Annotated in this window: 18 protein-coding genes and 1 pseudogene; 10 read left to right on the top strand and 9 right to left on the bottom strand. The window is 70.4% G+C overall.

Annotated features, from left to right (window positions below; translation table 11 throughout):
• Positions 1-71 precede the first annotated feature (71 nt).
• Both ACFZDL_RS04580 and ACFZDL_RS04575 read left to right on the top strand, forming a co-directional pair.
• Positions 72-692, top strand: coding sequence for an L-threonylcarbamoyladenylate synthase (locus ACFZDL_RS04580; protein ID WP_353591351.1), 621 nt, complete (start codon positions 72-74; stop codon positions 690-692).
• A gap of 43 nt (positions 693-735) precedes the next feature.
• Positions 736-1,002, top strand: a pseudogene (locus ACFZDL_RS04575) (aminotransferase class I/II-fold pyridoxal phosphate-dependent enzyme); the annotation flags it as partial.
• Between the two features lie 116 nt (positions 1,003-1,118).
• On the opposite strand, the gene ACFZDL_RS04570 reads toward ACFZDL_RS04575, so the two are convergent.
• Genes ACFZDL_RS04570 through ACFZDL_RS04545 form a run of 6 tightly spaced genes read right to left on the bottom strand, consistent with a single transcriptional unit; the run spans position 1,119 to position 7,140 of the window.
• On the bottom strand, positions 1,119-2,195 hold the full coding sequence (locus tag ACFZDL_RS04570; RefSeq protein ID WP_353591350.1) for a lactonase family protein: 1,077 nt from the start codon (positions 2,193-2,195) through the stop codon (positions 1,119-1,121).
• 38 nt (positions 2,196-2,233) lie between these two features.
• Complete coding sequence (locus ACFZDL_RS04565; protein WP_353591349.1) at positions 2,234-3,202, bottom strand: sugar kinase; 969 nt, start codon at positions 3,200-3,202, stop codon at positions 2,234-2,236.
• Positions 3,199-3,942: a bifunctional 4-hydroxy-2-oxoglutarate aldolase/2-dehydro-3-deoxy-phosphogluconate aldolase gene (gene eda / locus ACFZDL_RS04560; RefSeq protein ID WP_353591348.1), complete on the bottom strand. Its 744-nt coding sequence runs from the start codon at positions 3,940-3,942 to the stop codon at positions 3,199-3,201. Before eda ends, ACFZDL_RS04565 begins: the two co-directional genes overlap by 4 nt.
• Positions 3,939-4,760, bottom strand: a complete 822-nt coding sequence (locus tag ACFZDL_RS04555) for a carbohydrate ABC transporter permease (RefSeq protein WP_353591347.1) — start codon at positions 4,758-4,760, stop codon at positions 3,939-3,941. Before ACFZDL_RS04555 ends, eda begins: the two co-directional genes overlap by 4 nt.
• Entirely contained in the window at positions 4,757-5,806 is a 1,050-nt protein-coding gene (locus ACFZDL_RS04550; RefSeq protein WP_353591346.1) for a sugar ABC transporter permease, read from the bottom strand. Before ACFZDL_RS04550 ends, ACFZDL_RS04555 begins: the two co-directional genes overlap by 4 nt.
• Complete coding sequence (locus ACFZDL_RS04545) at positions 5,803-7,140, bottom strand: extracellular solute-binding protein (RefSeq protein ID WP_353591345.1); 1,338 nt, start codon at positions 7,138-7,140, stop codon at positions 5,803-5,805. The genes ACFZDL_RS04550 and ACFZDL_RS04545 overlap by 4 nt, the downstream gene beginning before the upstream one ends.
• Positions 7,141-7,513: 373 nt before the next feature.
• On the opposite strand from ACFZDL_RS04545, the gene ACFZDL_RS04540 reads away from it, so the two are divergent.
• The 7 genes from ACFZDL_RS04540 to ACFZDL_RS04510 all read left to right on the top strand — a co-directional run bounded on the left by ACFZDL_RS04540 (position 7,514) and on the right by ACFZDL_RS04510 (position 17,084).
• The gene (locus ACFZDL_RS04540) at positions 7,514-8,563 is read left to right on the top strand and encodes a LacI family DNA-binding transcriptional regulator (RefSeq protein WP_353591344.1); all 1,050 of its coding nucleotides are present in this window, start codon (positions 7,514-7,516) and stop codon (positions 8,561-8,563) included.
• The gene (locus ACFZDL_RS04535) at positions 8,560-9,324 is read left to right on the top strand and encodes an SDR family NAD(P)-dependent oxidoreductase (protein ID WP_353591343.1); all 765 of its coding nucleotides are present in this window, start codon (positions 8,560-8,562) and stop codon (positions 9,322-9,324) included. Before ACFZDL_RS04540 ends, ACFZDL_RS04535 begins: the two co-directional genes overlap by 4 nt.
• A gap of 110 nt (positions 9,325-9,434) precedes the next feature.
• Positions 9,435-10,580: a galactonate dehydratase gene (gene dgoD, locus ACFZDL_RS04530; RefSeq protein ID WP_353591342.1), complete on the top strand. Its 1,146-nt coding sequence runs from the start codon at positions 9,435-9,437 to the stop codon at positions 10,578-10,580.
• A 117-nt stretch (positions 10,581-10,697) separates the two neighbouring features.
• The gene (locus tag ACFZDL_RS04525; protein ID WP_353591341.1) at positions 10,698-12,215 is read left to right on the top strand and encodes an alpha-N-arabinofuranosidase; all 1,518 of its coding nucleotides are present in this window, start codon (positions 10,698-10,700) and stop codon (positions 12,213-12,215) included.
• Positions 12,216-12,259: 44 nt separating this feature from the next.
• Positions 12,260-14,698, top strand: coding sequence for an alpha-L-arabinofuranosidase C-terminal domain-containing protein (locus ACFZDL_RS04520; protein ID WP_353591340.1), 2,439 nt, complete (start codon positions 12,260-12,262; stop codon positions 14,696-14,698).
• Positions 14,695-16,011 (top strand): glycoside hydrolase family 27 protein, encoded by a 1,317-nt coding sequence (locus ACFZDL_RS04515; protein ID WP_353591339.1) that lies wholly within the window; start codon positions 14,695-14,697, stop codon positions 16,009-16,011. Before ACFZDL_RS04520 ends, ACFZDL_RS04515 begins: the two co-directional genes overlap by 4 nt.
• A gap of 41 nt (positions 16,012-16,052) precedes the next feature.
• Positions 16,053-17,084, top strand: coding sequence for a LacI family DNA-binding transcriptional regulator (locus ACFZDL_RS04510; protein ID WP_353591338.1), 1,032 nt, complete (start codon positions 16,053-16,055; stop codon positions 17,082-17,084).
• A 36-nt stretch (positions 17,085-17,120) separates the two neighbouring features.
• Here the strand turns inward: ACFZDL_RS04510 and ACFZDL_RS04505 are convergent, their stop codons facing one another.
• Positions 17,121-18,419, bottom strand: a complete 1,299-nt coding sequence (locus ACFZDL_RS04505) for a DUF5933 domain-containing protein (RefSeq protein ID WP_391190495.1) — start codon at positions 18,417-18,419, stop codon at positions 17,121-17,123.
• A gap of 131 nt (positions 18,420-18,550) precedes the next feature.
• Between ACFZDL_RS04505 and ACFZDL_RS04500 the strand changes: the two genes are divergently transcribed.
• Positions 18,551-18,706 carry a hypothetical protein gene (locus ACFZDL_RS04500; RefSeq protein WP_353591337.1) on the top strand — a complete coding sequence of 52 codons (156 nt, stop codon included), beginning with the start codon at positions 18,551-18,553 and terminating at the stop codon, positions 18,704-18,706.
• Positions 18,707-18,753: 47 nt separating this feature from the next.
• On the opposite strand, the gene ACFZDL_RS04495 is transcribed toward ACFZDL_RS04500, so the two are convergent.
• Both ACFZDL_RS04495 and ACFZDL_RS04490 read right to left on the bottom strand, forming a co-directional pair.
• Positions 18,754-19,518, bottom strand: a complete 765-nt coding sequence (locus ACFZDL_RS04495) for a BTAD domain-containing putative transcriptional regulator (RefSeq protein WP_353591336.1) — start codon at positions 19,516-19,518, stop codon at positions 18,754-18,756.
• Positions 19,519-19,797: 279 nt separating this feature from the next.
• On the bottom strand, positions 19,798-19,995 hold the full coding sequence (locus tag ACFZDL_RS04490; RefSeq protein ID WP_353591335.1) for a hypothetical protein: 198 nt from the start codon (positions 19,993-19,995) through the stop codon (positions 19,798-19,800).
• Positions 19,996-20,092 lie beyond the last annotated feature (97 nt).

The following is a 20,092-nucleotide window of genomic DNA, read 5'->3' as shown; positions in this document are numbered from 1 at the left end:
GCCGGCGACGGCTGCCGGTGTACGCCGAGACGCTCCGGAGCAGGCGTCTTCCGATGGCGTAGGCTCGGCGGATGGCGAAGTACTTCGACGTCCATCCAGAAAATCCTCAGCAGCGCACCATCGGCAATGTGGCTGACAGAATCCGGTCCGGCGGGCTCGTCGCGTACCCGACGGATTCCTGTTTCGCACTGGGATGCCTGATGGGCAATCGTGATGGCATCGGCCGGATCCGGTCGATCCGGAACCTCGACGAGCGCCACCACTTCACCTTGGTGTGCCAGAACTTCGCGCAGCTGGGTCAGTTCGTGCACATCGACAAAGACGTGTTCCGGGCGATCAAAGCGGCAACGCCCGGCAGCTACACCTTCATCCTCCCCGCGACGAAGGAGGTACCGCGTCAGTTGCCGCACCCGAAGAAGAAGACGGTCGGCGTCCGGATTCCCGACCACGTCGTTGCCCAGGCCCTGCTCGCTGACCTCGGTGAGCCACTGCTCTCCAGCACGTTGCTCCTGCCCGGCGAGGACGAGCCGATGACGCAGGGCTGGGAGATCAAGGACCGGCTCGACCACGTGGTGGACGCCGTGGTCGACTCGGGCGACTGCGGCACCGAGCCGACCACGGTCATCGACTTCTCCAGCGGCGAAGCCGAGATCGTGCGCCGGGGAGCGGGCGACACGGCCCGGTTCGAGTAGCCGCGGCGACGGCGTCGGCGCGGCTAGTTGGCGGACCTTCGTCCAGGACGCCGCGCTCGCCGCGGTGAACAACTGCGACGAAGACGTCGCCCGGATGCGCGCCGCGTACGGGCAGCGCGGCGAGATCATGCGCAGGGAACTGGCCACGATCCCCGGCCTCACCCTCAGCGCACCGGAAGGGGCCTTCCACCAGTTCCCGCGCTACGACCTCGACCTGCCCTCCGTGGAGGTCGTCGCGGCCCTGCGCGCGCACGGCGTCGCCGTCCGGCCCGGCAGCGAGTTCGGCGCCCAGGGGGAGGGGCACCTGCGACTGTCGTACGAGGTGTCCAGGCGGTGTCGGGCGGTGCCCTGGTCGGCTGGTCCACGGCGGGAGGACAGGAGGCGTGACAGGCGGCCGGGCCGGCGGCACCACGGGGATGGAATCCGTCACAGGGCGAGGGTGCACACGACCGAGGGGACCTGTGCTGCCGGGGCGGGCCGGCTGAGGGCTCCGGTGGGCTGGACGCGCAGCGCGGCGAGTGTGCCGCTGTGCTGGTTGGCCACGAGCAGATGGCCGGCGACCAGGGCGAGCCCGCGGGGCCAGATCCCGCCGCTGGGCACCTCGCCGATCGGCTGGAGGCCGGTGCCTGACACCCGGAAGGCGGCCACCGTGTCGGCGCCGCGGTTGGTCACCCAGACGAAGCGCCCACAGGGCGAGGCGACGATTCCGCCGGGCTGGTTGGCGACGTCCCGGACCGTGGTGGCGGGTACGCGGGAGACCGCGGTCAGGGTGCCGGCCTCGGGGTCGTAGCGGTGGCAGGTGACGGTCGAGGACAGTTCGTCCGCGCTCCAGGCACAGGTGCCGTCGGGCGCGAACGCCAGGTGGCGCGGTCCGGATCCGGGGCGCGCCCGGCTCACCGCGGTCTGCCGCAGGCGTCCCGTTCGAGTGTCGAGCCGGTAGGTGAAGGCGGCGTCCGCCCCCAGATCGGTGGCCAGGACGAAACGGCCGTCCGGGCTGACCACCACCTGATGGGCGTGGCTGGAGTCCTGCCGCCCGCGGACCGGGCCCGCCCCCTCGTGGACGGCGACGTCGGTCAGTTCGGCTATGCGCCCGTCCGCGTCGAGCCGGTGCACCGCCACGCTGCCCGGCATGGTGTCGCTGCCGTAGTTGGCCGTCAGCAGCCAGTGCCCGTCGGGGTGGACGGTGAGATGGCACGGGTTGGCGCCACCGCAGCCGACCGGGGCCCCGAGAGGGGACAGCGCCTCGTCGTTCCCCCGCAGGACGGCGCTGACGGCGCCGGTGTCGGCCTCGTTCGTGCTGTAGACGACGGCGAGGGACGGATGTGGCGCCAGGAACGAGGCACCGCTGACGGGCACGGGGGACACCCGGGGGTCGTCCGCCAGTGAGCCGGTGCGCGGGGCGAACCGTACGGCGGCGAGCCCGGCGCCGCTGCCGCCGGTGTCCGGTGTGTAGGAGCCCGTGAGGACGATGAGCTCGTCGGGGGAGGGGGTCGGTGTCGGCATGAGGGGTCCTTCAGGGGTCCTTGAGGGCCGGGGCGTGTTCAGCGGACGATGTCGTCGTGGTGGTCGAGCAGGGTCAGCTCGGCGCGGCGGGGCAGGCCCTCCCAGTCGCCGGTCGAGCTGACCGCGAAGGCGCCGAGGAGGGCCGCCGTCCGCAGCCGCCGCTCCGGGGGCTCACCCGCGAGCAGTTCGGCCAGATATCCGGCGGCGAACGCGTCCCCCGCGCCCACCGTGTCGTGGACGCGGACGGGCACGGCGGGTTGCCGGTACGCCTTGCCGTCCAGCAGGGCGAAGGCTCCGGCGTCCCCCAGCTTGATCACGGCGCCGGCCGGCCCGAGGGCACAGATGCTCTTGGCAAGCTGCTCGGGGCCGTCGCCCTCGGGTGTTCCGGGAACCACGAGCCGGGCTTCGTACGATCCGGCGAAGACGAGGTCGGCCTTGCGCAGCAGGGGCAGCAGGGTCTCCCTGGCCCTGGTCTCGTCCCACAGCAGGGAGCGGAAGTTGATGTCCAGCGAGATCGGCACTCCGGCGGCGGAGGCGATGTCGACGGCTCTGCGGACGGCCAGGGCGGGGACGTCGCCCAGAGCCGGTGTGATCCCGGTGATGTGCAGGACCCCCGCGCCCGCCACGAGGTGTTCGGGCACGTCCTGGGGGCAGAGCCGGGCTCCCGCGGTGTGCGTGCGGTAGTAGCGGGTGCGGCCGCGGTCGGTGGTCCGTTGTTCCTTCAGCAGGAGCGAGGTGGGGGCGGTGTCCCGGGTGGCGACGGCGGTGACCCCTTCGGCGCGCAGCTCGCGCAGGATCAACTCGCCGAGTTGGTCGTCGCTGACGCGGCCGATCCAGGCCGCGGACCCGCCCAGACGGCTGACCCCGATGGCGACGTTCGACTCCGCTCCGGCGATCCCCAGGCGCATCGTCGCCCCCAGGGCGAGTGGACCGGGTTCCGGCGAGGAGAGGACCGCCAGCGCTTCGCCGACCGTCACGAGATACGGCTCCGCGATGAGACCCTTCACGAGCCGGCCTCCTTTTTCGGCGCGGGTTCCGGCGCGGATTCCGGTGCGAGTTCCGGCGCGGATTCCGGTGCGGATTCCGGCGCGGGTTCCGGTGCGGTGGCGTTGACCGCTTCCAGCAGCGTGCGTGCCCTGTCGGCGAGGCGGTCCAGGGCCTCCGGGGTCGGATCGCGATCCGCTCCGCGCAGCAGTGGGGAACCGAGGCCCACGGCACGGGCGCCCGCGTCCAGGAAGGCCCGCGCCTGGGTGACCCCGACCCCGCCCACGGCGACGAGCGGGATGTGCGGCAGGGGCGCCCGCAGCTGTCGCAGATGGGCGGGGCCGCCGGTGGAGGCCGGGAAGAGCTTGACGGCCGCCGCGCCCGCCTGCCAGGCGGTGGTCACCTCGGTCGGTGTCCAGGCGCCCGGATAGCAGGGAGTGCCGCGCCGCGCCGCGTCGCCGATGACGGCGGTGTCCACGCCCGGAGCCACCAGGAACTCGGCTCCGGCGGACAGCGCGTCCCGGGCCTGGCCGGGGGTGACGACCGTACCGGCGCCGACCGCGACGCCGGATCCCAGCTCCTCGCGGATACGGGCCAGGGCGTCGAGCGCGCCGGGCGTGGTGAGGGTGATCTCCAGGCAGGTGATGCCGCCCGCGGCCAGGGCTCGGGCCACCGCGGGCAGCCCGGAGCTCTCGTCGGACCGGAGGATCGCCATGACCCGGGTGCGCAGCAGTTGCGGGGTGATGTCCGGACGTCTGGTCACTTGAGGCCCGAGGTGCTGATGCCGGAGACAAAGCCGCGCTGCATGATCAGGAAGAGGACGAGCACGGGCACGACGTACATCACGGCGCCCGCCGCGACGAGGTTGTTGAGCTGGGCGCCGTGTGCGTTCACGTAGCCGGTGGCGAGCTTCACCGCCAGAGTGGTGCGGTCGCTGTCCAGCAGCAGGGCGGGAGCGATGTAGTCGCCCCAGGTCCAGGAGAAGGACAGGATCATGCTGGTGGCGATGACCGGCCACGACTGCGGCAGGAAGATGCGCCAGAAGATGCGGATGTGTCCGCAGCCGTCGACGATCGCCGCCTCTTCCAGTTCCTTCGGCATGTTGGAGAAGAACTGGCGGAACAGGAAGATCAGGTACGGGGCGCCGCACAGGCCCCACAGGACCCATGGCATATAGGTGTTCAGCAGGTTGAGCTTGGCGAACACCAGATAGGTGGGGATGAGGGTGATGACGGCCGGCAGCATCATCGTCGACAGCAGCAGGCCGAAGATGACGCGCTTGCCCGGTGCGTCGAGGCGGGCGAAGCCGTAGCCGGCCCAGGCCGAGGCCAGCGTCACCAGCACGGAGTAGATGACGGCTATCGTCAGGGAGTTGCGGGCGTAGGCGAGGTAGGGGATGTGGGTCAGGGCCTCGTGGAAGTTGCCGAGAGACGGGTGGTGGGGCCACCAGTGGATGGGCAGGGCCCGCAGCTCGCTGACGTCCTTGAGCGCGGTGATGAACAGCCAGCCGAAGGGGCTGAGGAAGAGGACGAGGAGCGCCACCAGAAGCATGTAGACGGCGCTGCGCTTGGCCAGGGTCATCGCTTGCCTCCGAGCGTGCGCGGCTTGGTGGTGGCCGGTTCCGGATCCGTGGAGTAGAAGACCACGCCTTTGCTGAGCCTGAAGACGAGGAAGGTGATCACCAGAATGCAGGCGAAGAGGATCCACAGCAGGGCCGAGGCGTACCCGTACCGGCCGTTGGCGAAGTACTGGGCGAAGACGTTGATCATGTAGAAGTAGTTGCTCTCGGGCACGGCGGTGACGCCGTGCGGGGTGGGGTCGAGAGCGATCAGCAGCGGCATGAAGCTCTGGAGGGCGGCGATGATGCCGGTGACGACCTGGAAGAAGAGCACGGGGGAGAGCAGTGGCAGCGTGATGCGGGTGAACGACTGCCAGGCGCCGGCCCCGTCCACCCGGGCCGCCTCGTGGAGCTCCTTGGGGATGTCCTGTAGCCCCGCCAGCGAAATGATCATGATGTTGCCGACGCCCCACAGGGTCAGCACGATCAGCACCCAGCGGGCGTAGGGGTCGGTCAGCCAGGTGACACCGTTCATGTTGAGGGCGTCCAGCAGGCCGTTGGCGGCTCCCGAGTCGCGGTCGAAAATGAGCTTGAAGGTGAGCGCGGCGCCGACCGGGGGCACCACCGCCGGCAGATAGAGCAGGGTGCGGAACAGACCGCGGGCCCTGATCGGCTGGTTGATCAGTACGGCCAGCATGAGCCCCGCCACGATGGTCAGTGGCACGGTGATCGCGGTGAACACCCCGGTGCGGGTCAGCGAGTGCAGGGTGTCCGGATCGGTCAGGGCCTCTTTGTAGTTGGCCAGGCCCACGAAATGCGTGCGAGGGGAGAGTCCGTCGGAGTCGGTGAGGCTCAGCCACAGCGCGTACCCCAGCGGGTAGGCCGTCAGCGCCAGAAAGCCCACCAGCCACGGGCCGGCGAAGATGTAGAAGGCACGGGCCCGGCGCGTCCGCACCGAGTGGGGGCGGCGCGCCCGTGCCGAGCGGGAGTGGCGTGCCCGCCTTGCCGCCCGCCCGGGCGGGGATGGCGCGAGCGACTCGGCGGCGGCCCCGGTGACCTCGACGCTCACCCCAGGACCTTCTTTCCGTTGGCCAGCTGCTTGTTCATGTCCGCGTTGAGCTGGTCGGCCACCTTTCCCGCGGCGGTCTTGGACTTGATCGCGCCCGGAAGGATCTTGTTGAGGGACGCGTCCAGGGCCGTGAGCTGGGCATACGGAGAGAAAGTCAGGACGGACAAATACTTCAGCTCCTGCTGCTGCACTGTGTACGCCTGCTTTTGGAACGGTGTGCTCTGGGGCATCTTCGCGTGCAGTGACTTCAAGGTGGGGATGCCCCAGCCGCCGACCGCCCGGTCCTGGGCCGGCTTGCCGCCGAAGAACCACTCGAAGAACTTCCAGGCCAGATCCTTGTTCTTGGCGTCCTTCGGAATCCAGTAGCCGGTGGCGCCGAAGCAGGGGCTGATGCGGTGGCTGCCGAGTTGGGGGGCGGGCGCGAACCGGGACACCGCGGCCATCTTCTTGTCACCGCCGATCGAGCCGCCGAACCAGTAGCCGTCGCCGGCCATCGCCATGCGGCCGGCCTGGTAGGTGGGCCAGTCCCAGCCATCCGGGTTGGGGTTGGCCACGCTCGGGCCGATGTCGGCCCGGGCGTACTCCAGGTACCAGTTCAGTGCCTTCAGCGCTTCCGGCGAGGAGAAGTCCACCGAGGCCAGGTCCTCGGCGAACAGGCTGCCCCCGGCCGAGGCGGTCATCCCCAAGACCGTACAGAAGGTGCTGAGGCCCGTGGCGTTCAGCCCGTACACCTTGACCTTGCCGAGTCGGCGCTTGACCAGGCGCTTGCCCATGTCCAGCCACTCCTCCTGGGACAGCGGCTCGGTCTCGCTGGGCGCGTCCAGCTTCGCCGCCTCGAGCAGGTCGGTGCGGTACCAGAACATCGAGTCCTGTGAGTAGTCCTTGGCCATGCCGTAGCGGGGGCCGGCGCCCTGCTTCTTCCCGTCGAAACGCCACACGTCATTGACCGGGTCCAGGTCGGAGACCTTGAGCGCCTTGCTCTTGGCGTAGTACGGGTCCAGATCGGTCATCACCCCGCGCGCGGCGAAGTACGGCGTGTCCGTCGCGCCGAGACCGCGCACCACATCCGGCGGGGTCTTGCTGGCCAGCATGGCGTTGAGCTTGGTGGTGTCAAAGAGAACGATCTTGACCTTGCAGCCCAGTGCCGCTTCCGCGGCCTTGGTGTCGATCTCCTTGTCGACAGACATGATCGTGAGTGTCTTGCCACCACCCCCGGAACCGCCGTCGTCGACGGAAGCGGCGCAGCCGGGCAGCGCGGTGGCGGCAAGCGCGGTACCGGCCGAGAGGGTGAGGAAGCGGCGCCGGCCGAGGGGGGCCGTGTCGGGGAAGGACATTTTCGTCCGCCTTTCGTGTGCGGGTGTCCGAGCAGGAAGGGAGGAGGGCAGGCCGCGGTGGCCGAGGAGGAAGAAACCGCTCCGGCAGGGGCAGGGGGCACGTGGCGCAGGGTGCCGCCGCGAGATGCCACCGGCCGGGAAGGTTGCGACACAGCTCCGTTCGCGGGGCGGAGCGGTCGTCGACGAGGTGGTTACGGGGTGAAACCTCCGGCTCCTGGGCTTGTATACAGATTATGTATTTCGCCCTAGGAAACCGGTTGACTTGAGCTGCGGCGAACGTTAGGTTGCGCCTTCGTAACGTGTCAAGGGGTTGAACATCGTTCGATTGGTCGCACATCCAGGGGTGTTGAGCCAACGAGAGGGAGAGCTGGAAATGCCGGAGCCACCCGTCCCCGCGCAGCCGGTCCGGGCGAAACTCGTGGACGTCGCCCAGGCGGCCGGGGTCTCCAAAGCCACCGTGTCCAAGGTGCTCAACGGCCGCGACCTGTCCGTTCGGGAGGAAACCCGGCAGCGTGTCCACGAGGCCGCCCGGACACTCGGCTACCGTCCCCACTCCGGAGCCCGGGCACTGGCCGGCGCCAGCACCCACGCCCTCGCCCTGCTGGTACCCGCCCTGGCCAACCCCACCTACGTCACCATCGCGCGCGGCGCCTACCAACGCGCCCGTGAACTGGGCTACCTCTCCCTGCTCGCCGAGGACTTCGACGGGCAGGAGGCGGACGAGTCCTTCAGTGAACTGGTGCAGGAGGGCCGGGTCGACGGACTGCTCATCGCCTCGGCGCGCCCCGGCCACACCCTGGTGGACACCGTGAGCCGCAGCTCCATCCCCCATGTGTTCCTCAACCGGTCGGTGGAGGGATCGGGCCGCAACGTCACCATGGACGTGGCCCGATCCAGCGTCACCGCCCTCGACCACCTCCACAGCCTGGGCCACCGGGCGATCGGCCACATCGCGGGACCGCCCGGGATCACCCCGAGCGACGCCCGCAAAGAGGCGTTCCTGCTCCGCGCCCAACAACTGGGGCTCCGTGCCGCACCCGTCGCCTGCGGCGACTTCACCGAAGACGGCGGTGTGTCCGCGACCCTGCGGCTGCTGGGCGACGCCCAGGGCGGCCCTCCGCCCGTCACGGCCCTCTACACCAGCTCGCTCGCCCAGGCCATCGGCGCCATGGGGGCGATCCGGTCCCTGGGGCTGCGCATCCCCGAGGACGTGTCCGTGGTCGGCAACGACGACCTCCCCGTCGCCGGCCACCTCTGCCCACCGCTGACCACCGTGGCGATGCCCCTGTACGACCTGGGGACCACGGCCGTGGACGCCCTGGTCGCGGCCATCCGGGGGACACCGATGGGAGACATCGTCGTACCCACCGAGCCGCGGCTGGTGTCGCGCGGTTCCACGGCGGCACCAGGAGCAACGCCATGACCTCCGCAGGACTGTCCCGCTTCTTCGGCCGTACGGCGCTGCTCACCGCGGCGGCCTCCGGAATCGGCGCGGCCACCGCCCATCGGCTGGCCGCCGAAGGCGCGTTGGCCCTGGTCACCGACGTCGACGGCGAGGGCGCGCGCCGCGTGGCCGAGGAAATCCGGGCCAAGGGAGGGCAGGCCCAGCACCGCCGGCTCGATGTCACCTCGCCCGACGAATGGGACCAGGCCATCGAACACGCCCGGTCCTGGACCGGGCGTCTCGACGTCCTCCATCTCAACGCCGGCCGCAATTTTCACGGTGCGGCACACGAGTTGGACGACGAATCCTGGCACCACCAGTTGCGGCTGTGCCTGGATTCGGTGTTCTATGGCGTGCGGGCCGCGGTGCCACAGCTCCAAGCGGCGCGTGGCGCGGTGGTGGTCACCTCGTCCATCCACGCGGCCCTGGGCTTCAAGGGCTACCCCGCGTACGCCGCGGCCAAGGCCGGCATCGGTGGCCTGGTGCGTCAGCTGGCCGTCGAATACGGCGGACAGGTGAGGTTCAACGCCGTCCTCCCCGGTTCCGTGTTCACGGCCCTGTGGGCGGACACACCACCCGAGCAACTTGCCGAGGCGGGCGCGCGGGCGCCGGCCGGACGGCTCGGAACGCCGGAGGACATCGCCGCGGCGGTGGCCTACTTCGCCTCCGACGACTCCTCCTTCGTCACCGGTCAGAGCCTGCTCGTGGACGGTGGCCGCACCATCAGCGCCCAGGAGTAGCCCACCCGAGCACCCCGCACCCCGCCGAGCACAGCCCCTCTTCCGCTCGCTCCCCGCACAGCAGCCGCCGGCCTTCGGGCCGTGCGCCACCAGCACCTGGAGACCCGCACGTGAAGATCACCGGATACGAACTCTTCCTCGTCGAACCGCGCTGGCTCTTCCTGCGCATCGACACCGACGAGGGCATAGCCGGCTGGGGCGAGCCCATCGTCGAAGGCAAGGCGCGCACCGTGGCCCAGTGCGTCGAGGAGATGTTCGACTACCTGATCGGGCAGGACCCCACCCGTATCGAGGAACACTGGCAGGTCCTCGCCAAGAGTGGCTTCTACCGCGGCGGCCCTGTCCTCAACAGCGCCCTGGCCGGCATCGACCAGGCGCTGTGGGACATCGCGGGCAAGGCGCTGGGCGTTCCCGTCCATCAGCTGCTCGGCGGCCATGTGCGCGACAGGGTGCGCATCTACGGCTGGGTGGGCGGGGAAACCTTGCAGGAGCTGGCCGAGTCGGCGGCCGAGCAGGTCGCGAAGGGCCTGACCGCGGTCAAGATGAACCCCTGCGGTCAGCTCGAGCCGCTGGACACGCCGGCCACCATCAACGCCATGGTGGCCCGGGTCGCCGCGGTACGCGAGGCCGTCGGACCCGAGTGCGACGTGGCGCTGGACTTCCACGGCCGCTTCAGCGGGGCCATGTCCCGCCGTGTGCTGCCGCTCCTCGAACCACTGCTGCCGATGTTCGTGGAGGAACCGGTCCTGCCGGAGTTCACCCAGGACCTCGGCGCCGTGGTGCGCTCCACCTCGATCCCCATCGCCACCGGCGAACGGCTCTACTCCCGCTGGGACTTCCGCTCCGTGCTGTCCGACGGCATCGCCGTGGCCCAACCCGACATCAGCCACGCCGGGGGCATCTCCGAGACCCGGCGGATCGCGGCCATGGCGGAAGCCCACGACGTCCTGGTCGCGCCGCACTGCCCGCTCGGCCCCATCGCGCTGGCCGCGAGCCTGCAACTCGACCTCGCCGTCCCCAACTTCCTCATCCAGGAACAGGCACTCGGCATCGGATACGGCGACAGCAGCGGGCTGCTCGACTACCTCCTCGACCCCTCGCCCTTCACCGCCGAGGCCGGTCACATCCCCCGGCTGACCGCGCCCGGCCTCGGTATCACCATCGACGAAGACGCCGTGCGGACCGCGGCCGAGCGCGGACACAGCTGGCGCAACCCCGTCTGGCGCAACGCCGACGGCTCCCTGGCCGCCTGGTAGCGGCGGGCGGCGCGGGCGGCGGCGGCAGGTCACCGCTGTCGCCACCGCCCGTCTTGACACCCCCCACAACGCAGTGCAAATTTTTATCGATACAAACACTCACGCTGGAGTATCCCCGTGCCGAACGCCACCGCGGTCATCAACCTCGACATCGAAGGCCCGAAGATCAGCCGACACCTGTACGGCCACTTCGCCGAACACCTGGGCCGCTGCATCTACGACGGCTTCTGGGTCGGGGAGGACTCGCCGATCCCCAACGAGGGCGGTATCCGCCTGGACGTCGTGCAGGCCCTGCGCGACCTGAACATCCCCAATCTGCGCTGGCCCGGCGGCTGTTTCGCCGACGAGTACCACTGGAAGGACGGCATCGGCCCCAGGGAGCAGCGTCCCAGGATGGTCAACACCCACTGGGGCAACGTGGAGGAGAACAACCACTTCGGAACGCATGAGTTCATGGCGCTGTGCGAACTGCTCGGCGCCGAGCCGTACATCAGCGGCAACGTGGGCAGCGGCACCGTCCAGGAGATGAGCGAGTGGGTCGAGTACCTGACCCGGGACGGCGACAGTCCCATGGTGCGGCAGCGCAAGGCCAACGGACGCGATGAGCCGTGGCGGGTGAAGTTCTGGGGCATCGGCAACGAGACCTGGGGCTGCGGTGGGAACATGCGCGCCGAGTACTTCGCCGACCTGGCCCGGCAGTACTCCACGTACTGCCGGGACCACGGGGACAACAAGCTCTACCGCATCGCCTCGGGCGCGAACGCGGACGACTACAAGTGGACCGAGACGCTGATGCGGCAGATCAGCTGCTTCGGCTGCGAGGCCACCCCGCGCAACTTCTTCCAGGGGATCTCCGTCCACTACTACACGATGGCCGGTCCCTGGGAGGCGAAGGGCAGCGCCACCGTCTTCGACACGGACGACCACTACCGGACGATGCTCTCCGCCCGGAAGATCGACCGCATCCTCACCGGCCACTCCACGGTCATGGACATCTACGACCCCGGCCGGACGGTCGGCCTGGTCCTGGACGAGTGGGGCACCTGGTGGGACGTCGAGCCGGGCACCAACCCCGGCTTCCTGTACCAGCAGAACACCCTGCGCGACGCGCTCGTGGCGAGCACCCACTTCGACATCTTCCACAAGCACGCCGCGCGCCTGTCCATGGCCAACATCGCCCAGACCGTGAACGTGCTCCAGGCGATGGTGCTCACCGACGGCGACGCGCTGGTCCTGACCCCGACCTACCACGTGTTCGAGATGAACAAGGGCCACCAGGACGCCACCTCGCTCCCCGTCCACCTGCGCACCGAGAACGCCCGCCGCCGCGTGGCGGACGCCGAACTGGACACCGTGTCCGCCTCGGCCAGCGTCAAGGACGGGACGGTCCTGATCTCACTGTCCAACCTGGACGCCGAGGAGCCCGCCGAGGTGACGCTCGACCTGCGCGGCGGTTCCGTCGGCGAGCCGGTCGCCCGCCTCCTCGCGGCCGACAAGCTCCAGTCCCACAACACCCCGGGCGCCCCCACCGCCGTCGCTCCGCGCCCGTTCGACGCGGTGACCCCCACCGACCGGGGCCTGACCCTGACGCTGCCACCCCACTCGTTCCTCACCGTCCAGGCCCCACTGGCCTGACCGGCGCGCCACCGCCCCATCCCGGGCCCAAGGAGCAGATGACGATGACTGAACCCACCGGACCCGTCGAGACGGTCGTCGAGGTGGACACGGACGCACCGGGTACCACCATCTCGCCCGATCTGTTCGGAGTGTTCTTCGAGGACATCAACTACGCGGCGGACGGCGGCCTCTACGCCGAACTGGTGCAGAACCGGTCCTTCGCCTACAGCCCCGCCGACCGGCCGGAATGGCACGCCCTGACCGCCTGGGAACTGCTGGAGCAGGACGGCGCCGCCGGGTCGGTCACGGTGTCCACCGACGCACCCCTGCACCCGGCCGCCCCGCACCACGCGGTGCTGCGCACCACCGCCGCCGGTGCGGCGGGCCTCGGGGCCGGGCTGCGCAACGAGGGTTTCGACGGCATCGCCGTCCGGGCGGGCGAACGCTATGACCTCAGCCTCTTCGCCCGCCTGGCGGACGGCGCCGCGGACCGTCTGGTGGCGCGGATCGAGAGCCGGGACGGCAGCCGGGTCCTGGGCCAGGCGCGGCTGGGTCCGCTCCACGGGTCCTGGCAGCAGCACACAGCGGTGATCACCTGCGAAGACACCGACCAGGACGCCAGGCTCGCCGTGGTGGCCTCCGGGACCGGGACCGTCCATCTGGACCTGGTCTCGCTCTTTCCGCAGGCCACCTTCCGCGGCCGGCCCGGCGGCCTGCGCGCCGACCTGGCCCAGGCGATCGCGGACCTGAAGCCGAAGTTCGTGCGGTTCCCCGGCGGCTGTGTCGCGCACGGGCTGGGACTGGCCAACATGTACCGCTGGCCCGCGACCGTCGGACCGCTGCAGGCCCGTCGGCAGCTGCCCAACCTATGGGGCTACCACCAGTCGATGGGCCTGGGTTACTACGAGTACTTCCAGTTCTGCGAGGACATCGGCGCCAAGCCGCTGCCCGTCGTCCCGGCCGGGGTCTGCTGCCAGAACACACGGGAGACCGGCCAGGTCGGCATCCCCGAGGAGGAGATGCCCGACTACATCGCCGAGGTACTGGCCCTGGTGGAGTGGGCCAACGGCCCCGCCGACTCACCGTGGGGCGCCCTGCGCGCCGCCGCCGGGCACCCCGAGCCGTTCGGCCTCGAATACCTGGGCGTCGGCAACGAGGACAGCATCACCGACACCTTCCGCGACCGCTTCTCCCGCGTCCACGAGGCCCTGAGCGAGCACCACCCCGAGATCACGGTCGTCGGCACCGTGGGCCCTTCGCCCTGCGGCGAGGACTGGGAGAAGGGATGGGCGTTCGCGCGCGAGCGGGAAGTTCCGGTCGTCGACGAGCACGCCTACAAATCACCGCGCTGGTTCCTGGAGAACACCCGCCGCTTCGACACGATGGACCGCCAGGGCCCGCACCTGTACATCGGCGAGTACGGGAGCTGGGGAAACGACGGCCGCAGCGCGATCGCCGAAGCGGCCTACATGATCGCCATGGAGCGCAACGGCGATGTCGTCCGGCTGGCCTCCTACGCGCCGCTGCTCGCCAAGCGCGGCCACACCCAGTGGGCGCCCGACCTGATCTACTTCGACAACACCCACGTCTGGCCCACCCTCAACTACCACGTCCAGCGGATGCACTCGGCGAACTCCGGGGACACCGCCCTGCCGCTCACCGTCGCCGGAGCGCCCCAGGCGCCGCCCGCCCCCGACGCCGCCCGGCACGGTGTCCACATCGGGACCAGCGCGGACACCCGCGCCGAGTTCACCGACGCCCGTATCGGCCCCCTGGGCGCCGAGCCCGCACCGGCCCCGGATCTCGCCGGCTGGGACACCGAATCCGGCAGCTGGGAGCCGGACGGCGCGGGCGGCGTCCGGCAGACGGCGAACGGCAGCGGCGCCAGACTGCTGCTCGCGGACGCGGTGGACGGCCCGTCGTACGCCTTCTCGGTGCGGGCCAGGAAGAACGGCGGCGGCGAAGGCTTCGTCATCGGCTTCGCCGTGACCTCGCCCGGCAACTGGTACCAGTGGTCGGTCGGCGGCTGGCAGAACCGCTGGACGCGCCTCCAGCGCGTGGACGACGGCGTGCAGCACGACCTCAACGACCCCGTGGCCGTCCCGGTCGAGACCGGCCGCTGGTACGACCTGCGGGTCGAGGTCGACGGCCGGCGCATCCGCTGCTACCGCGACGGCGAACTCGTCCACGACATCGAGGACGTCCGGCCGGACCCGGAGGTCTTCGCCGTCTCGGCCGTCCGCGACAGCGCCGCCGGTGATGTGATCATCAAGGTCGCCAACGCCACGCCCGAGCCCGTCAGCGTCCGCATCCGGCTGGCCGGCGCGGACGCCGACGCCGGTTTCGCGCGGACCGCCCTCGCCGTCGACCCGGATGCCACCAGCCGGTTCGAGCCCGCCCCGGCCACCCCCGCCGAGGACCGGCTGACCGGGCCGGTCTGCGACATCCCGCCCCACTCCTTCACCGTTCTGCGGACTCGACCAGGAGGCGAGCGGCCGTGACCCGATCCGCACGCCCGATCCCCGAGCGAGGTCTGCGCCCCCCGATGGGCTGGAACAGCTGGGACTGCTACGGCACCACGGTCACCGAGGACGAGGTGCTCGCCAACGCGGCCTTCATGCGCGACCACCTGCTGCCCCACGGCTGGGACACCGTCGTCGTGGACATCCAGTGGTACGAGCCCACGGCCCGCGCCCACGGCTACAACCCGGATGCCCCGCTGGTCCTCGACGACCACGGCCGCCAGATGCCCGCGCCCAACCGATTCCCCTCGGCGGCGGGCGGCGCGGGATTCGGGCCGCTGGCCGACCGGGTGCACCGGCTCGGACTCCGCTTCGGACTGCACATCATGCGCGGCATCCCGCGCCGTGCCGTCGCCGCCCGCCTGCCCGTCCCCGGCACCGACTGGACCGCCGACGAGATCGCCGACACCGGCTCCGTCTGCCCCTGGAACCCCGACAACTACGGCCTGAACCACGCCCACCCCGGCGCCCAGGCGTACTACGACGCCCAGGTCGCCCAGTTCGCCGCGTGGGGCGTCGACTTCATCAAGGCCGACGACATGCTCTTCCCCTACCACGAGCGGGAGATCACCGCGTACGCCCGGGCCATCGCCCGCAGCGGCCGCCCCATCGAGCTGAGTCTGTCCCCCGGCACCGATGTCTCCCTCGCCCACCTCGACCACCTGCGGGACACCGCCACCATGTGGCGGGTCTGCGACGACCTGTGGGACCGGTGGCAGGACGTCGAGGCCCAGTTCGCCCGCATGGCCCGCTGGGCGCCGTGGCAGAGCGAGCGAGGGTGGGCGGACGCCGACATGCTGCCCCTCGGCCGCATCGGCATCCGGGCCGAGCGGGGCGAGGACCGGCTCTGCTCCCTCACCCGCCCCGAGCAGATCAGCCTGCTGACCCTGTGGCTGATCTCCCGCTCCCCGCTGATGATGGGCGGCGACCTGCCCACCAGCCCGCCCGAGACGATCGAACTGCTCACCAACGACGAAGCGCTCGACGTCCTGTGGCACAGCCGGAACAACCGCGAGGTCCTCCGCGAGAAGAACCTCGTCCTGTGGACCGCCGACGACACGGACGGGCGCACCCGCTACGCCGCCGTGTTCTCCCTGGCCGACGGCCCGGAGCGGGTCACGGTGGAGCTCGGCTCCCTCGGCGCCCGGCCCGACGACCACATCCGGGAACTGTGGACCCACACCGACACCCCGCACGACGGCCACCACCTGACCGCCGACCTCCCCGCCCACGGCTCGGCCCTCTACCGCCTCACACCACCGGGCACCGAGGGAGGCCGGGCTGAGGTGTAATGGTGTCGAATGGGCCTGGGACCGCAGACCGGGGGTGAAACGTGGCAACGATCCAGGACGTGGCGAAGGCCGCCGGAGTCTCGGCGATGACCGTCTCCAACGTCATCAACGACCACCCGAACGTGCGCAAGGCGACCCGGGAGAAGGTCCTCGAGGCGATGGCCCGGCTCGACTACCGCGTCAACGTGGCCGCACGGAATCTGCGCAAGGGCCGCACCGGAACCATCGGCCTCGCCGTCCCAGAGGTGAACCGCCCGTACTACGGCCGGCTGGCCGCCGCGATCATCGCGGCGGCCGAGCGGCACGGCCTCCGGGTCAGCATCGAGCAGACCGGCGCCCTCCGGGAGAACGAACTGGAAGCGCTGTCCCTGTCGCGCAACCGGCTGTACGACGGGCTCATCCTCAGCACGGTGGGCATGGGACAGGCCGACGTGGAGTGGCTCAAGGTGGACCACCCGGTGGTCATCCTGGGTGAGCGGATCTTCGGTGGCCCCGTGGACCATGTCGCCATGCCCAACATCGACGCGTCACAGGCGGCCACCCGCCATCTGGTCGAACGGGGCTGTCGGCGCGTCGCGATCCTGTGCGGGGCGGTGGACAAGGAGGTCGACCTCTCCAGCCTGCGCCACACGGGCTACCGGCTGGCCCTGGAGAGCGCCGGGCTGCCCGTGGACCCCGACCTGGTGCAGTGCCTGGACACGCTCACCATGCACGCGGGCGCGCGGCGCGCCCGGGAGATGGCGCGGAGCGGGCTCGACTTCGACGGCGTGTTCTGCGTGACGGACACCGTGGCCATGGGCGTGCTGCGGGGCCTGGCCGACGCCGGTGTCCGGGTGCCGGAGCAGGTCAAGGTGATCGGCTTTGACAACGTCGACGAGAGCGCGTACCTCGTCCCCTCCTTGTCCACCGTCGACCCCGATCACGACACGATGGCCGAGCGAGCGGTGGGGCTGCTGGCCGGACGGATCGCCCGGGCCGAGCCCCGGGCGGACCGGCAGGAGTTCGTCAGCCGCTTCTCCGTGGTGGTCCGGGAGTCGACAGGGGCGGCCGCCCCGGGTGCTCAGGGCCGGTGACGCCCTGTTCGAGCCCGGGGGCGACGTGAACACGGCTCAAGCCAGTTCGGGTTGCGGTTCCGGCTGAGGTACCGGTGCGGCCTTCGGTTCCCACAGTTTGGTGGTCCGTACATAGCCGTAGATCACCGAGGTCATCGCCAGAACGAGAAGGGGCCCGAACACCCACGGGTGCTCGGCCATCTCCACCGGCAGATAGCGATACGACACCAAGAGCGCGGCGAAGACCGTCGTGCCGTAGGCGACCAGCTGGAGCCCTGACCGGTCCCAGCCGCGGTCCAGCGAGCGCAGAGCTGTCTCGATCGTGAGGGTGAACACCACGCCGGCGATGAGGTCCACGCCGTAGTGGTAGCCGAAGCCCAGCGTCGCGCCGAGCGTGGCGGTCAGCCAGAACGCGCCCGCGAATCGCAGCAGCCGTGGGCCCTTGCGGGAATGGATGAAGATCGCGGTGGCCCACGCCGTGTGCAGGCTGGGCATGCAGTTGCGAGGGGTGATGTCGTCGTACAGCACGGGGTGGGGGGCGGTGAGCGGCGGTGGCGTGTGCGGCCACAGGTCGGCCACCGCCCACTGCAGGCCGCCGGTACCGGAGGTGCCCGGGCCGTAGGTGAAGATCGGTCCGACCACCGGGAAGATCATGTAGATGGCCGGCCCGACGAGGCCGATCACCAGAAAGGTGCGCACCAGATGGTGGCGCGGGAAGCGGCGCTCGACCGCCACGCGACGCAGCTGGTACAGGGCGACGACAATCGCGGCCACCGCGAGCTGAGCGTAGACCAGGTCGAGAACGTGGGTGCCGATCGGGGCGGTGGCCCGGAGAATCCGGCCTGCCACCCACGACGGGTTGCCCAGCGCGTGATCGGCGGTTGCCACGTACGGGTCGAGCACCATCGGGCGGGTCTTCGAGGTGATGAGCAGCCAGGTGTCGCCCGCCTTGCGGCCGGCCACCAGCAGCAGGCCGAGCCCGACGCCCTTCAGCAGCAGGACACGTTCCGCGCCGGTGCGGCGCGTGACGGCGATGACCGCACAGCCCAACATCACCCACAGCGCGCCATTGCCGAAGAAATGGTCTTCCGGCACCTCGACGCCGACCGCCCACCGCACCACCACGAAGACGATGTCGATGCCGATCGCGGCACCAGCCGCGATGAACCGTTGCCGCCAGGTGAGCACCACCATCATCAACGCCAGACCGGCGTACAGTGGCCCCGGTTTGGGAGGGAATATCACCTCTCGCGCCTGGTTGGTCAGCGGCCCCGGCTGGCCGGTGTAGCGACGCGCGGCGATCTCCAGCGCGATGAGGAACCCGAGGGTTGCCACCCCCGCCGTGGCCCACAGTATCGCCCGTGGCCCGCGCCACGCGGCGAACTTAATTCTGCAATTTATTCGCGACAACACCCCCGATACTATATGCGTCAATTGTTTGGTTGATTTGTTGGGTTTGGTCAAAGGGGGCATCCTTCGCGCCACAGGTGCCCGGAGCGCGGACCTGGACCGGCTGCGCGACGAGCGGCCGGCGGCCGGGGACGGGCCCGAGGATCCGCAAGGGTGCCGACGGCGCCTGGCGCATCGTGCACCTCCACGAGGACGTGCGGCAGCCGGGCGGGGTGCCGGAGGCCGCCGGCTGAGGGCCCGACTGTGCGGGGCGAGGAGCTGCGGCCCCTGGGCAGGCCGTCTACTGAGGCCGTGAGGACATGGGAGGGCCGGCTCCGGCGCGTCTGGATTTCGGGAGGGGGCGCGGCTCGGCCCGGGAGATCGTCACGCGCTCGGTTTCGTCCGTGCCTTCCCTCAGGGCATCACCCGCCGGCCGGCGGACGACCTGACGCGCCGGGGCCTTGGCGGCGACCGCCTCGGTGTGGGGCGAGACCAGGTTCCGCAGTGTCTGGGAGGGCTCCAGGCCCAGCTCCTCGCGCAGGACGCGGCGGCATTGTTCGTATTGCAGCAGTGCCGCGCCCCGGTTGCCGGCGGCGAGATGCGCGTTCATGAGGGCGCGATGAGCGCTTTCCCGCAGGGGCTCCGCGCGGACGGCGGCGAGCCCGGCGGCGACGGCCTCGCCGTGGCGGCCCGCCGCGGTCAGCCGTTCGGTCATCGCCTCCAGGGCGTACAGCCTGAGTTCGTGGTACTGCTCCTGCTCGATCAGCACCCACTCGTTCTCCGACCACTCGGGCAACAGGTCGGCCGAGAGGTCCGCCCGCGTCTGCGCGGTGAGGATGTCGTCGCACGGGCACGACATGTCGAGCAGCCGCTGCGCGCGCCCCGCCGCCGTGTGGAGGTCCACGGCGATGTGCTTGGAGATCGCCAGTTCCTGCGTGGACGCGTCGATGACCTGATGTCCCGTTCGCGTCGCGCGCCACAGGGACGACCTGAGGTTGGCGTTGGCGCGGGAGGCCGTGACGTCCGGCCACAGCGTGCCGGCCACATACGTTCGGGTCCGCGGCATGTCCTGCAGGGCCAGGAACGCGAGGAGGCGCTGGGCGCTGGAAGAAACCGGAACGCGCTTGTGATCGACCAATAGCGCGAAGCCTTTCAGCAGTCTCAACGTGATGACATGGCCTTCTGCGCTCATCGGCCCCCCGGGGCGATATTGGCTTCAGCGACCCATCCCCTGCCGACAAGCGGGATGCCCGGGAGCCATGTTACGAGCAGAACATGATCGTGTATCCGGCTTTCGGCTGAACGACGTTATATGGCCGGGCATCACCGGAACGTCGCGGGATCGTCACCTGTCCGGCTCGAGTAATTGATCGAGCCACGCCTGTACGGCGCTGAGCACATCGTCGACCGCGCTCACCGCGGTGGGGGGCGCCCGGTGCGGGCCGCCCGGCCGCACGATGCGGGCACGGAAGCCGTCCGGCCTGCCGTCTTCCACCCACACCCGGAGGATCAGAACGCCGGTCCGGTCCGAGGGCATTTCCATAAAGGGGAATATGCCTTGTCCGTGTCACCTCGGCGTTGTCGGCGCGTGTCCGGCTACGTCATAACCGACCGTGAAACGGATCGGTGACGCCCGTGTG

This window comes from Streptomyces sp. NPDC007917, assembly GCF_042959105.1.
In the GTDB taxonomy this organism is placed as follows: Bacteria; Actinomycetota; Actinomycetes; order Streptomycetales; family Streptomycetaceae; genus Streptomyces.
The sequence above is the reverse complement of the archived record's forward strand: the minus strand, read 5'-3'. Positions and strand labels throughout refer to the sequence as shown.

Bases quoted from the DNA above. Each gene is read 5' to 3' on its own strand.
- ACFZDL_RS04570 (WP_353591350.1), bottom strand. From the start codon at position 2,195: ATGCCGACACCGACCCCCTCCCCCGACGAGCTCATCGTCCTCACGGGC.
- ACFZDL_RS04545 (WP_353591345.1), bottom strand. From the start codon at position 7,140: ATGTCCTTCCCCGACACGGCCCCCCTCGGCCGGCGCCGCTTCCTCACC.
- ACFZDL_RS04580 (WP_353591351.1), top strand. From the start codon at position 72: ATGGCGAAGTACTTCGACGTCCATCCAGAAAATCCTCAGCAGCGCACC.
- ACFZDL_RS04555 (WP_353591347.1), bottom strand. From the start codon at position 4,760: ATGACCCTGGCCAAGCGCAGCGCCGTCTACATGCTTCTGGTGGCGCTC.
- ACFZDL_RS04495 (WP_353591336.1), bottom strand. From the start codon at position 19,518: ATGCCGCGGACCCGAACGTATGTGGCCGGCACGCTGTGGCCGGACGTC.
- ACFZDL_RS04520 (WP_353591340.1), top strand. From the start codon at position 12,260: ATGACTGAACCCACCGGACCCGTCGAGACGGTCGTCGAGGTGGACACG.
- ACFZDL_RS04490 (WP_353591335.1), bottom strand. From the start codon at position 19,995: ATGGAAATGCCCTCGGACCGGACCGGCGTTCTGATCCTCCGGGTGTGG.
- ACFZDL_RS04540 (WP_353591344.1), top strand. From the start codon at position 7,514: ATGCCGGAGCCACCCGTCCCCGCGCAGCCGGTCCGGGCGAAACTCGTG.
- ACFZDL_RS04535 (WP_353591343.1), top strand. From the start codon at position 8,560: ATGACCTCCGCAGGACTGTCCCGCTTCTTCGGCCGTACGGCGCTGCTC.